At 51.7% G+C, this 15,435-nt stretch carries 17 protein-coding genes; 16 read left to right on the top strand and 1 reads right to left on the bottom strand.

Annotated elements, in window-relative coordinates:
- Window positions 1–4: 4 nt before the first annotated feature.
- The 13 genes from HMPREF9447_RS26865 to HMPREF9447_RS26805 are packed head-to-tail and all read left to right on the top strand — an operon-like array spanning window position 5 to window position 10,828.
- On the top strand, window positions 5–337 hold the full coding sequence (locus HMPREF9447_RS26865; RefSeq protein ID WP_004291514.1) for a DUF4133 domain-containing protein: 333 nt from the start codon (window positions 5–7) through the stop codon (window positions 335–337).
- Complete coding sequence (locus HMPREF9447_RS26860) at window positions 334–2,838, top strand: TraG family conjugative transposon ATPase (RefSeq protein WP_004291515.1); 2,505 nt, start codon at window positions 334–336, stop codon at window positions 2,836–2,838. The genes HMPREF9447_RS26865 and HMPREF9447_RS26860 overlap by 4 nt, the downstream gene beginning before the upstream one ends.
- 40 nt (window positions 2,839–2,878) lie before the next feature.
- Window positions 2,879–3,259 carry a DUF3876 domain-containing protein gene (locus tag HMPREF9447_RS26855; protein ID WP_004291516.1) on the top strand — a complete coding sequence of 127 codons (381 nt, stop codon included), beginning with the start codon at window positions 2,879–2,881 and terminating at the stop codon, window positions 3,257–3,259.
- A 23-nt stretch (window positions 3,260–3,282) separates the two neighbouring features.
- On the top strand, window positions 3,283–3,912 hold the full coding sequence (locus tag HMPREF9447_RS26850; RefSeq protein ID WP_004304283.1) for a DUF4141 domain-containing protein: 630 nt from the start codon (window positions 3,283–3,285) through the stop codon (window positions 3,910–3,912).
- Window positions 3,913–3,915: 3 nt separating this feature from the next.
- Window positions 3,916–4,920: a conjugative transposon protein TraJ gene (traJ, locus tag HMPREF9447_RS26845; protein WP_004291518.1), complete on the top strand. Its 1,005-nt coding sequence runs from the start codon at window positions 3,916–3,918 to the stop codon at window positions 4,918–4,920.
- Between the two features lie 31 nt (window positions 4,921–4,951).
- Window positions 4,952–5,575, top strand: a complete 624-nt coding sequence (gene traK, locus HMPREF9447_RS26840) for a conjugative transposon protein TraK (RefSeq protein WP_004291519.1) — start codon at window positions 4,952–4,954, stop codon at window positions 5,573–5,575.
- A 27-nt stretch (window positions 5,576–5,602) separates the two neighbouring features.
- A complete protein-coding gene (locus HMPREF9447_RS28970) occupies window positions 5,603–5,890 on the top strand; it encodes a TraL conjugative transposon family protein (protein ID WP_018697145.1) in 288 nt (95 codons plus the stop codon).
- Window positions 5,871–7,223: a conjugative transposon protein TraM gene (traM, locus tag HMPREF9447_RS26830; RefSeq protein ID WP_004291521.1), complete on the top strand. Its 1,353-nt coding sequence runs from the start codon at window positions 5,871–5,873 to the stop codon at window positions 7,221–7,223. The genes HMPREF9447_RS28970 and traM overlap by 20 nt, the downstream gene beginning before the upstream one ends.
- Before the next feature lie 34 nt (window positions 7,224–7,257).
- Window positions 7,258–8,316, top strand: a complete 1,059-nt coding sequence (traN, locus tag HMPREF9447_RS26825) for a conjugative transposon protein TraN (protein ID WP_009132785.1) — start codon at window positions 7,258–7,260, stop codon at window positions 8,314–8,316.
- Between the two features lie 2 nt (window positions 8,317–8,318).
- Complete coding sequence (locus tag HMPREF9447_RS26820) at window positions 8,319–8,894, top strand: conjugal transfer protein TraO (protein WP_004291523.1); 576 nt, start codon at window positions 8,319–8,321, stop codon at window positions 8,892–8,894.
- Between the two features lie 7 nt (window positions 8,895–8,901).
- Window positions 8,902–9,804: a toprim domain-containing protein gene (locus HMPREF9447_RS26815; protein WP_004291524.1), complete on the top strand. Its 903-nt coding sequence runs from the start codon at window positions 8,902–8,904 to the stop codon at window positions 9,802–9,804.
- Window positions 9,801–10,304 (top strand): DUF3872 domain-containing protein, encoded by a 504-nt coding sequence (locus HMPREF9447_RS26810; RefSeq protein WP_004291525.1) that lies wholly within the window; start codon window positions 9,801–9,803, stop codon window positions 10,302–10,304. Before HMPREF9447_RS26815 ends, HMPREF9447_RS26810 begins: the two co-directional genes overlap by 4 nt.
- The gene (locus HMPREF9447_RS26805; protein WP_004291526.1) at window positions 10,301–10,828 is read left to right on the top strand and encodes a glycoside hydrolase family protein; all 528 of its coding nucleotides are present in this window, start codon (window positions 10,301–10,303) and stop codon (window positions 10,826–10,828) included. The genes HMPREF9447_RS26810 and HMPREF9447_RS26805 overlap by 4 nt, the downstream gene beginning before the upstream one ends.
- Before the next feature lie 462 nt (window positions 10,829–11,290).
- On the opposite strand, the gene HMPREF9447_RS26800 is transcribed toward HMPREF9447_RS26805, so the two are convergent.
- Complete coding sequence (locus tag HMPREF9447_RS26800; protein WP_004295325.1) at window positions 11,291–12,637, bottom strand: IS1380-like element IS616 family transposase; 1,347 nt, start codon at window positions 12,635–12,637, stop codon at window positions 11,291–11,293.
- A 127-nt stretch (window positions 12,638–12,764) separates the two neighbouring features.
- On the opposite strand from HMPREF9447_RS26800, the gene HMPREF9447_RS26795 reads away from it, so the two are divergent.
- The 3 genes from HMPREF9447_RS26795 to tnpC all read left to right on the top strand — a co-directional run bounded on the left by HMPREF9447_RS26795 (window position 12,765) and on the right by tnpC (window position 15,348).
- Window positions 12,765–13,133, top strand: coding sequence for a hypothetical protein (locus tag HMPREF9447_RS26795; protein ID WP_009131422.1), 369 nt, complete (start codon window positions 12,765–12,767; stop codon window positions 13,131–13,133).
- A 1-nt stretch (window position 13,134) separates the two neighbouring features.
- Window positions 13,135–13,479 carry an IS66 family insertion sequence element accessory protein TnpB gene (gene tnpB / locus HMPREF9447_RS26790; RefSeq protein WP_009131421.1) on the top strand — a complete coding sequence of 115 codons (345 nt, stop codon included), beginning with the start codon at window positions 13,135–13,137 and terminating at the stop codon, window positions 13,477–13,479.
- Window positions 13,480–13,566: 87 nt separating this feature from the next.
- On the top strand, window positions 13,567–15,348 hold the full coding sequence (gene tnpC / locus HMPREF9447_RS26785; RefSeq protein WP_009131420.1) for an IS66 family transposase: 1,782 nt from the start codon (window positions 13,567–13,569) through the stop codon (window positions 15,346–15,348).
- Window positions 15,349–15,435: the final 87 nt, after the last annotated feature.

Raw genomic sequence — 15,435 nt, 5'->3', positions numbered from 1 at the left:
ATGTATGGCTGAATACCCAATCAACAAGGGTATCGGCCGTCCGGTAGAGTTCAAGGGCTTGAAGGCACAGTACCTCTTCATCTTCTGCGGAGGTCTGCTGGCTCTCTTCGTCCTGTTCGTCATCCTCTACATGGTCGGTATCGACCAGTGGATATGTATCGGCTTCGGCGCGGCATCGTCCTCCCTCCTTGTATGGCAGACCTTCGCGCTGAACGCCCGGTACGGTGAACACGGGCTGATGAAATTAGGAGCGGCACGGAGCCATCCCCGATACCTTATCAACCGGCGGCGGATAACCCGTCTGTTCAAACGACAACGAAAGGAAGAAAGACAATGAGGAATACATCGAAAATGACAACACTGGAAAACAGGTTCCCACTTTTAGCGGTGGAGCATGGCTGCATCATCTCAAAGGACGCCGACATCACGGTGGCTTTCGAGGTGGAACTACCGGAACTTTACACCGTGACGGGTGCGGAGTACGAGGCGATACACAGTTGCTGGTGCAAGGCTATCAAGGTGCTGCCGGACTACTCCGTCGTCCACAAACAGGACTGGTTCATCAAGGAACGCTACAAACCGGAGCTTCAGAAGGACGACATGAGCTTTTTAAGCCGCTCTTTCGAGCGTCACTTCAACGAGCGTCCGTACCTGAAACACACCTGCTACCTCTACCTGACCAAGACAACAAAGGAGCGTAACCGGATGCAGAGCAATTTCAGCACGCTGTGCCGGGGACATATCATCCCGAAGGAGCTGGACAGGGAAACCACGACCAAGTTCTTGGAAGCCTGCGAACAGTTCGAGCGCATCATGAACGACAGCGGGCTTGTCAGGCTGCGCCGCCTCTCCACCGATGAGATTGTGGGTACTGAGGGAAAGACGGGACTTATTGAACGCTACTTCTCGCTCATGCCGGAAGGTGACACCACCTTGCAGGACATCGAGCTTTCGGCAAGGGAGATGCGCATCGGCGACAACCGCCTGTGTCTGCACACCCTCTCCGACGCGGAAGACCTGCCGGGCAAGGTGGCTACCGACACCCGTTACGAGAAGCTCTCCACCGACCGGAGTGACTGCCGACTGTCATTCGCCTCCCCGGTGGGGCTTCTGCTCTCCTGCAACCATATCTACAACCAGTATGTGCTGATAGACAACAGTGAGGAAACCTTGCAGAAGTTCGAGAAGTCCGCCCGTAACATGCAGTCGCTATCTCGCTATTCAAGGAGCAACAGCATCAACCGCGAGTGGATAGACCAATACCTGAACGAAGCCCATTCCTACGGACTGACCTCGGTACGGGCACACTTCAACGTCATGGCGTGGAGCGACGATGCGGAGGAACTGAAGCATATCAAGAACGACGTGGGCAGCCAGTTGGCAAGCATGGAATGCGTGCCGCGCCACAACACCATCGACTGCCCGACACTCTACTGGGCGGCGATACCCGGCAATGCGGCGGACTTCCCGGCGGAAGAGAGTTTCCACACCTTCATCGAACAGGCGGTGTGCCTGTTCACAGAGGAAACCAACTACCGCAGCTCGCTCTCGCCCTTCGGCATCAAGATGGTGGACAGGCTCACGGGAAAACCGCTGCACCTTGACATCTCCGACCTGCCCATGAAGCGAGGTATCACGACCAACCGCAACAAGTTCGTGCTGGGTCCTTCGGGCAGCGGCAAGTCTTTCTTCATGAACCACCTCGTGCGCCAATATTATGAGCAAGGCGCACATGTGGTATTGGTGGACACGGGAAACTCCTATCAGGGCTTGTGCGGCATGATCCGACGCAAGACAGGCGGAGCGGACGGTGTGTATTTCACCTACACGGAAGATAAGCCCATCAGCTTCAACCCGTTCTACACCGACGATTACATCTTCGACGTGGAGAAGAAGGACAGCATCAAGACCCTGTTGCTGACGCTCTGGAAGTCGGAGGACGACAAGGTGACAAAGACGGAGAGCGGCGAGCTGGGCAGTGCCGTGAGTGCCTATATTGAGCGCATCCAATCCGACCGTAGCATCGTGCCGTCGTTCAACACCTTCTACGAGTATATGCGTGACGACTACCGCAAGGAACTGGCACAGCGTGACATCAAGGTGGAGAAGTCCGACTTCAACATCGACAACATGCTCACCACCATGCGGCAGTATTACCGGGGCGGGCGTTACGATTTCCTGCTCAACTCCACGGAGAACATCGACCTGCTCGGCAAGCGGTTCATCGTCTTCGAGATAGATTCGATTAAAGAAAACCGCGAACTGTTCCCCGTCGTGACCATCATCATCATGGAAGCCTTCATCAACAAGATGCGGCGGCTGAAAGGCGTGCGGAAACAGCTTATCGTGGAAGAGGCTTGGAAGGCCCTCTCATCGGCGAACATGGCTGAATATCTGCGCTATATGTATAAGACGGTCAGAAAATATTACGGCGAGGCAATCGTGGTGACGCAGGAGGTGGACGACATTATCAGTTCTCCGGTGGTCAAAGAGAGCATTATCAACAACTCGGATTGTAAAATCCTGCTTGACCAAAGGAAATATATGAACAAGTTCGACCAGATACAGGCGTTGCTCGGACTGACGGAAAAGGAGAAGTCGCAGATACTCTCCATCAACATGGCGAACAACCCTTCACGGCTCTACAAGGAGGTGTGGATAGGCTTGGGCGGCACGCAGTCGGCGGTCTATGCCACGGAGGTCAGCGCGGAAGAGTATCTGGCGTACACCACCGAGGAAACGGAAAAAGTGGAGGTTTACCGTCTGGCGGAGAAGCTGGGCGACGACATCGAAGCCGCCATCCGGCAGCTTGCCGAAAGGCGGAGAAACAAGGAATAACTAAAAAACAGAATGTATCAACCAAAAAAGAAAAACGCGTATGAATTTACCAAAAGTGAAAATGCTGCAAGTCAGCAAGTGCCTTATCGGATTGGCGGTCATGATGCTGCAATCCTGCGACGTGGCCGACAACCGCCGCGACATGCTGTGCGGGAACTGGGAGAGCGTGGAGGGAAAACCTGACGTGCTTATCTACAAGGAGGGCGAAGCCTACAAAGTGACGGTGTTCCGTCGTAGCGGTCTGCGCCGCAAGCTCAAGCCGGAAACCTATCTCTTGCAGGAGGAGAACGGCAACCTGTTCATGAACACCGGCTTCCGCATCGACGTGTCCTACAACGAGGCCACGGATGTGCTGACTTTCTCGCCAAACGGGGACTATGTGCGGGTGAAGCCGCAGCCGGGACATCCGACCGAAGAATAACAACCACTAAAATCCAAAGTAACATGAGAACAAGAATAACAATGATTATCTGCCTGTGCCTGCTTTTCGCGGGCAGGGCAAGCGCACAGTGGGTCGTAAGCGATCCGGGCAATCTAGCGCAGGGCATCATCAATGCCTCCAAAAACATCATCCATACCTCCAAGACCGCCACGAACATGGTGAGCAACTTTCAGGAGACGGTGAAAATCTATCAGCAGGGCAAGAAGTATTACGATGCCCTCAAATCGGTGAACAATCTGGTCAAGGACGCCCGCAAGGTGCAGCAGACCATCCTGATGGTGGGCGACATCACAGACATCTATGTGAACAGTTTCCAACGGATGCTCCGTGACGGGAATTTCAGACCCGAAGAGCTTTCCGCAATCGCTTTCGGCTACACGAAACTGCTGGAGGAAAGCAACGAAGTGTTGACGGAACTCAGGAACGTGGTGAACATCACCACGCTCTCCATGACCGACAAGGAGCGCATGGACGTGGTGGAACGCTGCCACTCGAAGATGAAGCGTTACCGCAACCTCGTGAGCTACTACACGAACAAGAACATCTCCGTGAGTTACCTGCGTGCGAAAAAGAAGAACGACCTCGACCGCATCATGGGGCTGTACGGGAACATGAACGAAAGATACTGGTAGCCTATGAAGTTCGACAACCTTCATCAGATTTTACGTTCACTTTATGAGCAGATGATGCCGCTGTGTGGGGACATGGCTGGTGTGGCGAAAGGCATCGCCGGGCTGGGTGCGCTGTTCTACGTCGCCTACCGGGTATGGCAGTCGCTGGCGAGAGCTGAACCGATAGACGTATTCCCGATGCTCCGTCCTTTTGCCATCGGTCTGTGCATCATGTTCTTCCCGACTGTGGTGCTGGGCACGATAAACAGCATCCTCTCACCCGTCGTACAGGGCACGGCAAAGATGCTGGAGGCGGAAACGCTGGACATGAACCGATACCGGGAGCAGAAGGACAAACTGGAATACGAGGCGATGGTACGCAACCCCGAAACCGCCTACCTCGTGTCCAACGAGGAATTTGACAAGCAACTGGAGGAACTCGGCTGGTCGCCCTCCGACATGGTGACGATGGCGGGAATGTATATCGACCGGGGAATGTACAACATGAAGAAGAGCATCCGCGACTTCTTCCGCGAGATACTCGAACTGCTGTTCCAAGCCGCCGCCCTCGTGATAGACACCGTCCGCACCTTCTTTCTCGTGGTGCTGGCGATTCTCGGTCCGATAGCCTTCGCCCTGTCGGTATGGGACGGTTTCCAAAACACGCTCACGCAGTGGATATGCCGCTATATACAGGTCTATCTGTGGCTACCGGTATCGGACATGTTCAGCACCATACTGGCGAAGATACAGGTTCTGATGCTGCAAAACGACATCGAGCGGATGCAGGCAGACCCGAACTTCTCGCTGGATTCGAGCGACGGGGTGTATATCGTATTCCTCTGCATCGGCATCATCGGCTACTTTACCATTCCCACCGTTGCGGGCTGGATTATCCAAGCCGGAGGCATGGGCGGTTACGGTCGCAACGTGAACCAGATGGCGGGACGAGCCGGAAGCATGGCGGGCAGCGTGGCGGGTGCAGCCGCAGGAAACGCAGTCGGACGTGTCGGCAAATTGCTGAAATAATCAATGTGCAATCATAAATTGGAAAATATAAATGGAATTCAAATCACTTAGAAACATCGAATCGTCGTTCAGGCAGATACGCCTGTTCGGTATCGTCTTCCTCTCGCTGTGCGCCGTGGTGACGGTGTGGAGCGTGTGGAACTCCTACCGTTTCGCAGAGAAGCAACGGGAGAAAATCTATGTGCTGGACAACGGCAAGAGCCTGATGCTCGCCTTGTCTCAGGATTTGTCGCAGAACCGCCCGGCGGAGGCACGGGAACATGTGCGCCGTTTCCACGAGATGTTCTTCACGCTATCACCTGAAAAAAGCGCGATTGAACACAACGTGAAACGTGCCTTGCTGCTGGCGGACAAGAGCGTGTACCACTATTATTCGGACTTCGCGGAGAAGGGGTACTACAACCGCATCATCGCCGGGAACATCAACCAAGTGCTGAAGGTGGACAGCGTGGTGTGCGACTTCAACGCCTATCCCTACCGTGCCGTGACCTACGCCACACAGAAAATCATCCGGCAGAGCAACGTCACCGAGCGCAGCCTCGTGACCACCTGCCGCCTGCTGAACGCATCGCGGTCGGATGACAACCCGAACGGTTTTACCATCGAGGGTTTCACCATCATTGAGAACAAGGATTTACAGACTATCAAACGGTAACAGGACATGAAAAGTATCAGAAAATCAATGTGGGGCATGTATTGGAAACTCCACGACAAACGGAAACGCTTGGCGGCAAGTCTCAAAGGGTATCTGGACGGCTTGCCGCCGGAAACACGCCGCCGCATCGTGCTGGGGATGTTCGCCGCCTTCGCGGTGCTTGCCCTTTACACCTTCGGCAGAGCCGTCTATGACATCGGCAGGAACGACGGCTCACATATGGAAACGGGACACGCCGGACGGGTGGAACTGCCGACCCCGGCGGAAACAGGCAATCACTTAACACCTTATTTATATGGAACAGACAAAGAATGAACCGACGAAAGAGAACAAAGCTGCTCCCGAAACGGGGAAACCGAAAAAGGAGCGCGAACCGCTGACAGAGGCGCAACGGCTGAAACGGCAGAAGATGATCGTGCTGCCCGCTATGGTGTTGGTGTTCATCGGGGCGATGTGGCTGATATTCGCCCCGTCCTCCGGCAAGGAGCAACCGCCGGGAACGGACGGATACAACACCGAGATGCCCGACGCTGACAAGGCGAACCGGCAGATTATCGGCGACAAGCTGAAAGCCTACGAGCATGGGGAGATGGAAGAGCGTCAGGAGAGCCGCAACCGTGCCATCGGGCAGCTGGGCGACATGTTCGACCGCGAGATAGCGGGAACGGAGAACGGAGTGGACTTCGACCTCGCCAATCCGGGCGGCAAGGAAGAAAGGGCAAAGCCAGCCACGCCGCAGACCATCCAGTCCTCCGCAGCCGCCTACCGTGACCTGAACGCCACGCTCGGAAACTTCTACGACCAGCCGAAAAACGACAATGCGGAGATGGACGAATTGTTGGAGCGCATCGCATCGCTGGAGTCGGAACTGGAAAGCGAGAGGGGCAAGGCTTCCTCTATGGACGAGCAGGTGGCTCTTATGGAGAAGTCCTACGAGCTGGCGGCAAAGTACATGGGCGGTCAGAACGGAGGACAGCCATCGGCGGAACAGAGGGCAGAGCCAACTACCGTGCAGAAAGGGAAGAAGAACAAGGCAATGCCTATCAGACAGGTGGAGCATCAAGTAGTTTCTTCACTCTCACAGCCTATGAGTAACGCGGAGTTTGTCGCCGCCTTATCGCAGGAACGCAACCGGGGTTTCAACACGGCTGTCGGCACGGCGGAGGTATTGGACAGGAACACCATACCGGCGTGCGTGCATGGGGCGCAGAGCGTGACGGACGGGCAGACGGTAAGGCTGCGCCTGCTGGAGCCTATGGCGGTGGCAGGCAGGACAATACCCCGGGGTGCGGTGGTGGTCGGCACGGGCAAGATACAGGGTGAGCGGCTCGACATCGAGATTACCTCGCTGGAATACGACGGCACGATTATCCCCGTGGAGCTTGCGGTCTATGACACGGACGGACAGCCCGGCATCTTCATCCCGAACTCGATGGAGATGAACGCCGTCCGGGAGGTCGCCGCCAACATGGGCGGCTCGCTGGGAAGCAGCATCAACATCTCCACCAATGCCGGGGCGCAGCTCGCCTCCGACTTGGGCAAGGGGCTGATACAAGGCACGAGCCAGTACATCGCCAAAAAGATGCGAACCGTCAAGGTGCATCTGAAAGCCGGGTACAGGGTCATGCTTTACCAAGAAAAATATTGAAAACAATAAAAATTACCACTAAAATCCAAAAGTAATGAGAAAAGTAATCATCATGTTTGCCCTCGCTATGGGCATCATAACTGCCAACGCGCAGGAGAATGTAACCGTTGAAACGACCAACGGAAGTGAACCGACGAACGAAGCGAGAGCAGAGGCAAGCTCGCTTGACTATGCCTCGCAAGGAGGAGGAAGGCAAAGCCAACAACCGACCTTGACGAAGGAGGTCTATCCGCAGAAGGAGGCGGACGGCGACCTATATCACGGGCTGTCACGCAAGCTGACCTTCGACCGCATGATACCGCCGCACGGTCTGGAAGTGACCTACGACAAGACCGTCCACGTCATTTTTCCGGCGGAGGTGCGCTATGTCGATTTAGGCTCGCCCGACCTGATTGCCGGGAAAGCCGACGGAGCGGAGAACATCATCCGTGTGAAGGCTACCGTAAGGAATTTTCCCAACGAAACGAATATGTCCGTCATCACGGAGGACGGCAGTTTCTACACCTTCAACGTGAAGTACGCCGCCGAACCGCTGTTGCTCAACGTGGAGATGTGCGACTTCATCCATGACGGCAGCACGGTGAACCGCCCGAACAACGCGCAGGAAATCTATCTGAAAGAGCTGGGCAGCGAAAGCCCGATGCTGGTGCGCCTTATCATGAAGTCCATCCACAAACAGAACAAGCGCGAGGTGAAGCATATCGGCTGCAAGCGTTTCGGCATCCAATACCTGTTGAAAGGCATCTACACGCACAACGGCTTGCTTTATTTCCACACGGAGATAAAGAACCAGAGCAACGTGCCTTTCGATGTGGACTACATCACTTGGAAAATCGTGGACAAGAAGGTTGCGAAGCGTACTGCCGTGCAGGAGCAGATTATTCTGCCGCTCCGCGCGCAGAACTACGCCACCCTCGTGCCGGGCAAAAAGAGCGAGCGCACGGTCTTCACGATGGCGAAGTTCACCATCCCCGATGACAAGTGCCTCGTGGTGGAATTGAACGAGAAGAACGGCGGCCGTCACCAGTCCTTCGTGATTGAGAACGAGGATTTGGTACGCGCGGGTACCATCAACGAACTTCAAGTACGCTGACCATGAGAAAGTACATCGCAATAATCATCGCGTCGCTTGCCCTTTTTACAGGGCAGGCGCACGCCCAGCGGTGTCTGCCGAAGATGCAGGGCATCGAGGTGAGGGCGGACATGGCGGACGGCTTCAATCTCGGCGGCAAGGACGGCGGGTACAGCTTCGGGGCGGCTCTCTCCACCTACACGAAGAAGGGGAACAAGTGGGTGTTCGGTGGCGAATACCTGTTGAAGAACAATCCCTACAAGGACACCAAGATACCCGTGGCGCAGTTCACGGCGGAGGGCGGCTATTACTTCAAGATACTGTCGGACGCCCGAAAGATTGTTTTCGTCTATGCCGGGGCTTCGGCTCTCGCCGGATATGAGGCGGTAAATTGGGGGAAGAAGGTGCTGCATGACGGCTCCACGCTGCACGACCGGGACGCCTTCATCTACGGCGGTGCGCTGACGCTCGATGTGGAGTGTTACGTGGCAGACCGTATCGCCCTGCTTGCCAACCTGCGGGAGCGTTGCCTTTGGGGTGGCGACACACGGAAGTTCCACACGCAGTTCGGGGTCGGTATCAAGTTCATCATCAACTGACACGGGCATGGAAAGGACGGAAATAGATGCTGTCAGAAGGATGCCGCTTGCGGATTTTCTCGCACGGCTGGGGCATGAGCCTGTCAGAAGGAGCGGTAACGAGCTGTGGTATCTTGCCCCGTACAGGGGCGAGCGCACATCCTCTTTCCGTGTGAACGTGGCGAAACAGCTCTGGTACGACTTCGGTTTGGGCAAGGGCGGCGACATCTTCACGCTTGCCGGGGAGTTTCTGCAAAGCGATGACTTCATGAAGCAAGCGAAGTTCATAGCGGAAGCCGCCAATATGACGGTTGCCGGATGGGAAAAGCCCGTCTATCTCTCGAAGCCGACCGAATCCGTTTTTGAGGATGTGGAGGTCGCTCCGCTGCTCCGCTCACTGCTGACGGAGTATTTAGAGGAACGGGGCATCCCTTACGCCATCGCATCCCGTCACTGCTGCCGCTTGAACTACGGTGTGCGTGGAAAACGGTATTTTGCCGTTGGCTTTCCGAACATGGCAGGTGGCTATGAAGTCAGAAGCCGATATTTCAAGGGTTGCATACCTCCGAAGTCTGTATCACTGGTAAAGGCGAATGACATCCCGGCTGACGAGTGCCTCGTGTTCGAGGGCTTCATGGACTTTCTCTCTGCCGTGACGCTTGGTGTAACCGGTAACGCTGACTGTCTTGTGCTGAACTCAGTCGCCAACGTGGAGAAGGCGGCGGGATTGCTGGACGGATACGGGCGCATCGGCTGCTTCCTCGACCGTGACGAAGCCGGACGGCGGACGCTTGCCGCACTTACCATGCGATACGGGGAACGTGTCACCGACCGTTCCTCCCTCTATGACGGTTGCAAGGACTTGAACGAGTACCTGCAACTGACAACGAAAAAACAGAAAAACAACCATCTAAAAATCGAAGAACAATGAACATACTGAACAACAGAAACAAGAGAACATCAATATTCAAGGCAGTGGCGTTATGCCTGATAGCCGCCATGTCATTCACCCTCGTGTCATGTGACGATGACATGGACATCCAGCAGTCCTATCCCTTCACGGTGGAGGTCATGCCCGTGCCGAACAAGGTAGTAAAGGGGCAGACAGTGGAAATCCGCTGTGAACTGAAAAAGGAGGGCGACTTTTCGGGTACGCTCTATACCATCCGCTATTTCCAGTTCGAGGGGGAAGGCTCGCTCAAAATGGATAACGGCATCACCTTCCTGCCTAACGACCGCTACCTGCTGGAGAACGAAAAATTCCGCCTGTACTACACGGCGGCGGGTGATGAGGCGCATAATTTCATCGTGGTGGTGGAGGATAACTTTAGCAACTCCTACGAACTGGAATTTGACTTCAACAACAGGAATGTAAAGGACGACGATCTTACCATCGTTCCCATCGGCAACTTCAGCCCCTTGTTGAAATGATGCGTGTATTCATGACAATGCTCTGTTCACTTCTGACGGTCTGTTCTGTGTCCGCGCAGATCAGCCGCCAAGAGGGAACGGACGGGCAGGCGGCAATCTACCGACTGCCGCTTATGGAACGTGCTTTTTTATGCTGCCGCTACTTTGAAGGCTGGCACTCAGAAAAACACTACCCATACGTCGGTTGGGGTCACAAACTTTTGCCAAACGAGAAGTATTCGGCACGAACCATGACAAAACGGGATGCGGATGAACTTTTGCGGAAAGACCTGCGCAAATTTGTCGCCATGTTCCGTAAATTCGGGGTTGATTCGATTTTGCTTGGCACGTTAGCTTACAATGTGGGACCGGCGAAGCTGTTAGGCAGCAAAACAATCCCCAAAAGCACCTTAATCAAGAAGCTGGAAGCTGGTGACAGGAACATCTACCGTGAGTATATAGCCTTCTGCAACTACAAAGGAAAACGCCACGCCATGCTGCTCAAACGGAGAAAGGCGGAGTTTGCGCTGTTGTATATCCCATAAAAGGACTGACAAAACTGGCAAAAGACGTGCCATATTTAACTTGGCACGTCTTTTGCTCTATCACTTGATAGATTATCGTAGGATTTTCTCGTTAATTGACATCGTTGAGCCATTTTTGCCTATCGGTTTCCAAATAACACTTCAAGTTGTAAGTGTTGTGAGAGCAATACAAAACATAGTTATTAACCATAAAAAGTATAGCGAAATTATGAAGAAAGTATTTAGCCTACATTATTCATAGTGGATTCATTTCAGGTTATCAAAACAGATATGGGGACAATCTGAAGCCTCCAACTAATGTCTATCATCGAATGACCGCTTGATGTAGAGTTATAATCCTGTCCGAAGCCTTGATTTCGGCATGCTCAGGTCTGATTATCACGTCCATTTTTATGGAGCGGATATGACTTATAAGTCCGATTACAGAATCGGACTCAGGTTGATTTCAGATTATTCCACTTGTCAGGCAGAGAGTCTCGTCAAGGCTTGCGACAAAGCTTCAAGGTGTCGATGGTGTGGGGAAAAGCTGAACCTTATAAAAGTCTTTTTTTCGACTATGAAGACGGCACTCAGCATAATCCGCTTCATGAAGCTGTCCATCGTGAAGGCGCCGACCTCTGTATTGGAGAAAGCCTTCGACCTGAGACGGTATGCGGTCACATATGCCGCGCCATATAGAAACAGCCGGAACATATTGGCTCTGAAAGAACTGCACGACATCCTGTCGGCTCGAAAATACTTCAGGTCTTTTATCCATAGCTCCATTGTGCCGCGCTTACAGTAACGTCGATATACTGTCTCGGGCTTGTTGTTACGGTTGCTTGTGACTATGAAGCGGACGTTTACACCCTTGTCGGAGACTTCGATTTTTGCAATCACCCTCTGTCTGTATTTCCATGATTTGGCTTTGTACTCAAAGCTGTAGTAACGGCGTACATCCTCATGGTGAAGTTCGAAATCCCCCTTGGCACGGCGCAATTGCTTGTCGATTTTCTTCATAAGCGCAGGATTGCCCGACAGCCCTGTGATAAATCTCACATAAAGATGTGTCTTGACCCAGTCCATAAACTCATGGCTGCAGAAATGACTGTCCCCGCGGAGTTCTATTATTGTGTGAGGCCATTCCTTATGGATGTATTCAATGACTCTGCGCAGTATACCGAAGATGTTCAGCGACTTGTTGCGTCGTCCCGGTCTCAGTAGAGGAAGTATCAGCTTGCCGTTCATACCGTCGAAAATAACCATCGGCATGTAGCAGTATTCGTCATAGTAATCATTGAACAGCGACAGCTGCTGCGCCCCGTATGTGTTGGCATTTGTATCGTCAACGTCAAGAATAATCTTACGCGGAGCTTTGTCGAAGGATGAGATGTAGTCCTTGACAAACAGTTCTGCTATTTTCCATAAGGTCCTTTTGTCAATATGATTCTCAAGCCGTGTCATCGTCGGTTGTGAGCACAGGCCGGGATCCGATGCCTTGCGGCCCACGCTCATCTTAAGGGCACTGTCGTGGCGCAGGCGGTCGCAGTCGTTGGCATCCTCGTAGCCGCACATTATCTGTCCGACACGCTGGCAGACCATCTCTTCGTAGGAATGCTGTACGAAAAGTTGATTTCGATAATCCGGAATTAGGCGCGCTATCTTTCGCGCTATGCTGTCTTTCATTAGACCGACAAGCACCAGTCCTCCATTGGACGAGATGTCCGGGGCATTGAAATCGACCTGAATTTTCCTGTCAGGAAGCACGTCTTGAAAAGAAAAAAGATTTTTCTCTTGACTGACTCCGTTATTTGTTGTATCTTTGCACATGAGAACGCCGGTATTAAGTTTATTTTTAACACCTTAAAGTTAATGCTTGTAACCATTCTATTTTCCGCCTTGACACGCATGTTCCCTAAACCTACCTTTGCGCCGTAACCCTTAAACAACAATGATTATGGCAAAAGAAAAAGTAAACTACCAGGAGGTATATGACCTCTATCAGTTATGCAGTGAGACCAAGGATCTTCGTGAGTTCTGTGCGGATTATGGAGTAAATTACGACAAGTTCATGAACTGGCAGCGTCATCAGCTATGGAGCGAAAAGTTAGGCAAGACAGTTCAGGTTGAGCAACCCAAGGTTGCCAAAGTCCGGATAACCGGCAAGCCTTGCAACAGTCCAACCGTAAAGTTGGAGGTGAAACAACCTGAAGGTGAATCTCCGATTAAGTGGGTAAAACTGCAATTGACATCAGGTGCCACACTGTTCCTGAGAAACACCACAGTTCTTGACTTGAGCCTGTTGCTTAATAAAATGATAGGATGATATGCTTGGACTGAGTGCTAACCTGAACTATTACCTGTTTAACGGTAATGTGGATTTGCGGAAAGGAATCTTCCGTCTGTGTGAGAGTATAAGGGAAGAGATGTCACTTGACCCGAGCGATGCATCCAATGTATATATGTTCATGTCCAGGAACCGGAAGGTCGTTAAGATACTTCATTACGAACGCGGTTTTTATGTGCTTTACGAGAAACGTCCTGTCATGGGAAAGTTCAAGAAACCTGTGTTTGATGAAGTTTCCAAATGCTACCGGATACAATGGTCGGACATGGCCTATCTTACTGAAAGTATAGTAGTTGACAAGATGTACGTTAGTCCGAAAGATTAATATTAATACATTGATTATCAACAAAATGATGCAAAAATAAACGATAAAAAGTTTGCGTAACTGCCTGATTTTTCGTACCTTTATATCATGATTGATGAAAGGGCATACGAGTTACTTTGCTGCCAGCTGGGTCTGGCGAATGAGGAAAAGGCAGGGCTTCGCAAACAGGTAAACGAACTGATTGCGAGGCTTAAGGCTATTGAAGAATCAAACAAAGAGAACTCCAAGGCTATGGTTGATACAATCAATGACCTCAAAGAATCCCTCGAAAAGCAATCGAGTACGGTTGAACATTACAGGAAAGAGATGGAACTTATGAGAAAGCAGCTTGAGGCAAAAGACGAGGTGAACATGATGCTGGCAAATGAGATATCCAATCTCAGGCTTCAGCTTGAGGGCAGCAGGAAACACCGTTTCGGCCGTACCTCAGAGCAAAGAAGGCTGCTGAACAACCGTAACATTGACAAGTCTGCAATGGAGAAGTCCGAGTACGACGGTTCTGGCAAGAAAGGTGATGATGATAATAAGACCGATGGTAACGGTACCGGCAGCAATACCTCTTCCGGTAACGTACCTGCACAGAACTGCAGGCCTTCAAGGAAAAAGGAAACTGCTCCCCGTGCAGAAAAGAGCAGACTAAAGGTGGATAAGGTAATTGTTCATGAAATAGAAGACTATTACCAACTCCCGGATGGTGCAAGGCTTATGAAGCGTAACGGAATGGCTGATGTGTGGGAATACAGGTTTATAGAACATGTGCGTGCTCATAACGTGGAGCATGTGTACAAGGTGGCAAGGGTAAAGCTTGCAGACGGCACTTTCACTAACACGATGGAGCATCCCTTGAAAAACCTTGGAGGAATCTTTTCCCCTGATTTGCTTGCCCGTCTGCTTTGTCTGAAATATGACTTCAGTATGCCTGAGAACAGACAGATAAGACTGCTTGCAAGAGAAGGCATCCACATAAGCAATACCACGCTGAACGGCTATATCCATAACGGAATCTCCAGGCTTAGGGAGTTTATGGAAGATGTCTTCAAGGAGTTTGTACAACAGGCAAAATACCTTATGGTTGACGAGACGACCGAGCTTGTCGGAGTTGAAACACCGGAAGGCAAGGCTTACAGGAGAAAGTATTTATGGGCTTTCTTTGCAAAGCATGTCAAGTTGGTTTACTATCATTACAATAACGGCAGCAGAGCCTCTGATGTAGCAAAGACCTTCCTTGAACATTTTATGGGATCTGTATCTACAGACGGATATACGGTTTACAGGATGTTCGACGGAGAAGACTCAAAGGTGCTTCATATAGGATGCTGGACACACTGCAGGAGGCTGTGGGTCGATGCCTTGCCATCAGACAGAACTGCGATGGATATAATAGACCCTATCGGTGATATGTTCAGAAATGAAGACTTGTTCCGCACAATGAAACTCAGCGGTGAGCAGATTAAGGAAAAAAGACTTAAGCTTACGAGACCTATTCTTGAACGTATCCATCATAAGGTGGTCATGATGATGCAGGATACTAAACTCATGGCAAACGAACTGATGAGAAAGGCTGTGAACTATACGATAAACCAGTGGAAATCCCTGAAAAATATCCTCAAGGACGGTGCGGCGGAAATATCGAACAACCTCTGTGAGCAAAGGATGAAACCTGTAAAGCTGCTGCTCAAGAACTGTATGAACATAGGCAGTGAGGATGCAGCAGGAAACTCGGCATTCATCTTTTCTCTGATAGAAAGCTGTAAGCTTAATGACATAGATCCTCAGGATTACCTGAAGCACTTGTTTGAATGTATTCTTCATGGTAAGGACTGCGACAAAAAAGCCCTTCTGCCATGTTTTTATCAATCGGAATGTTAAAACAAAAATATTTTCTTACGGATATTTTTATTTTATCGGCTGAAAAACAGCCGATAAAATTGTCGTGGCGGAAAATAGAATGGTTAC

This window comes from Bacteroides oleiciplenus YIT 12058 (assembly GCF_000315485.1).
Lineage (GTDB): Bacteria > Bacteroidota > Bacteroidia > Bacteroidales > Bacteroidaceae > Bacteroides > Bacteroides oleiciplenus.
Note: the sequence above shows the minus strand (reverse complement) of the source record. Positions and strands in the feature narration are given on the sequence as shown.

What these genes read in the sequence shown, in the direction of transcription:
- HMPREF9447_RS26795 (WP_009131422.1), top strand. Translation starts at nt 12,765, where the DNA reads ATGGCAAAAGAAAAAGTAAACTACCAGGAGGTATATGACCTCTATCAG.
- traJ (WP_004291518.1), top strand. Translation starts at nt 3,916, where the DNA reads ATGAAGTTCGACAACCTTCATCAGATTTTACGTTCACTTTATGAGCAG.
- HMPREF9447_RS26850 (WP_004304283.1), top strand. Translation starts at nt 3,283, where the DNA reads ATGAGAACAAGAATAACAATGATTATCTGCCTGTGCCTGCTTTTCGCG.
- HMPREF9447_RS26855 (WP_004291516.1), top strand. Translation starts at nt 2,879, where the DNA reads ATGAATTTACCAAAAGTGAAAATGCTGCAAGTCAGCAAGTGCCTTATC.
- HMPREF9447_RS26860 (WP_004291515.1), top strand. Translation starts at nt 334, where the DNA reads ATGAGGAATACATCGAAAATGACAACACTGGAAAACAGGTTCCCACTT.
- HMPREF9447_RS26815 (WP_004291524.1), top strand. Translation starts at nt 8,902, where the DNA reads ATGGAAAGGACGGAAATAGATGCTGTCAGAAGGATGCCGCTTGCGGAT.
- HMPREF9447_RS26800 (WP_004295325.1), bottom strand. Translation starts at nt 12,637, where the DNA reads ATGTGCAAAGATACAACAAATAACGGAGTCAGTCAAGAGAAAAATCTT.
- tnpC (WP_009131420.1), top strand. Translation starts at nt 13,567, where the DNA reads ATGATTGATGAAAGGGCATACGAGTTACTTTGCTGCCAGCTGGGTCTG.
- traM (WP_004291521.1), top strand. Translation starts at nt 5,871, where the DNA reads ATGGAACAGACAAAGAATGAACCGACGAAAGAGAACAAAGCTGCTCCC.
- HMPREF9447_RS26810 (WP_004291525.1), top strand. Translation starts at nt 9,801, where the DNA reads ATGAACATACTGAACAACAGAAACAAGAGAACATCAATATTCAAGGCA.
- traN (WP_009132785.1), top strand. Translation starts at nt 7,258, where the DNA reads ATGAGAAAAGTAATCATCATGTTTGCCCTCGCTATGGGCATCATAACT.
- HMPREF9447_RS26865 (WP_004291514.1), top strand. Translation starts at nt 5, where the DNA reads ATGGCTGAATACCCAATCAACAAGGGTATCGGCCGTCCGGTAGAGTTC.
- HMPREF9447_RS26820 (WP_004291523.1), top strand. Translation starts at nt 8,319, where the DNA reads ATGAGAAAGTACATCGCAATAATCATCGCGTCGCTTGCCCTTTTTACA.
- traK (WP_004291519.1), top strand. Translation starts at nt 4,952, where the DNA reads ATGGAATTCAAATCACTTAGAAACATCGAATCGTCGTTCAGGCAGATA.
- tnpB (WP_009131421.1), top strand. Translation starts at nt 13,135, where the DNA reads ATGCTTGGACTGAGTGCTAACCTGAACTATTACCTGTTTAACGGTAAT.
- HMPREF9447_RS26805 (WP_004291526.1), top strand. Translation starts at nt 10,301, where the DNA reads ATGATGCGTGTATTCATGACAATGCTCTGTTCACTTCTGACGGTCTGT.
- HMPREF9447_RS28970 (WP_018697145.1), top strand. Translation starts at nt 5,603, where the DNA reads ATGTGGGGCATGTATTGGAAACTCCACGACAAACGGAAACGCTTGGCG.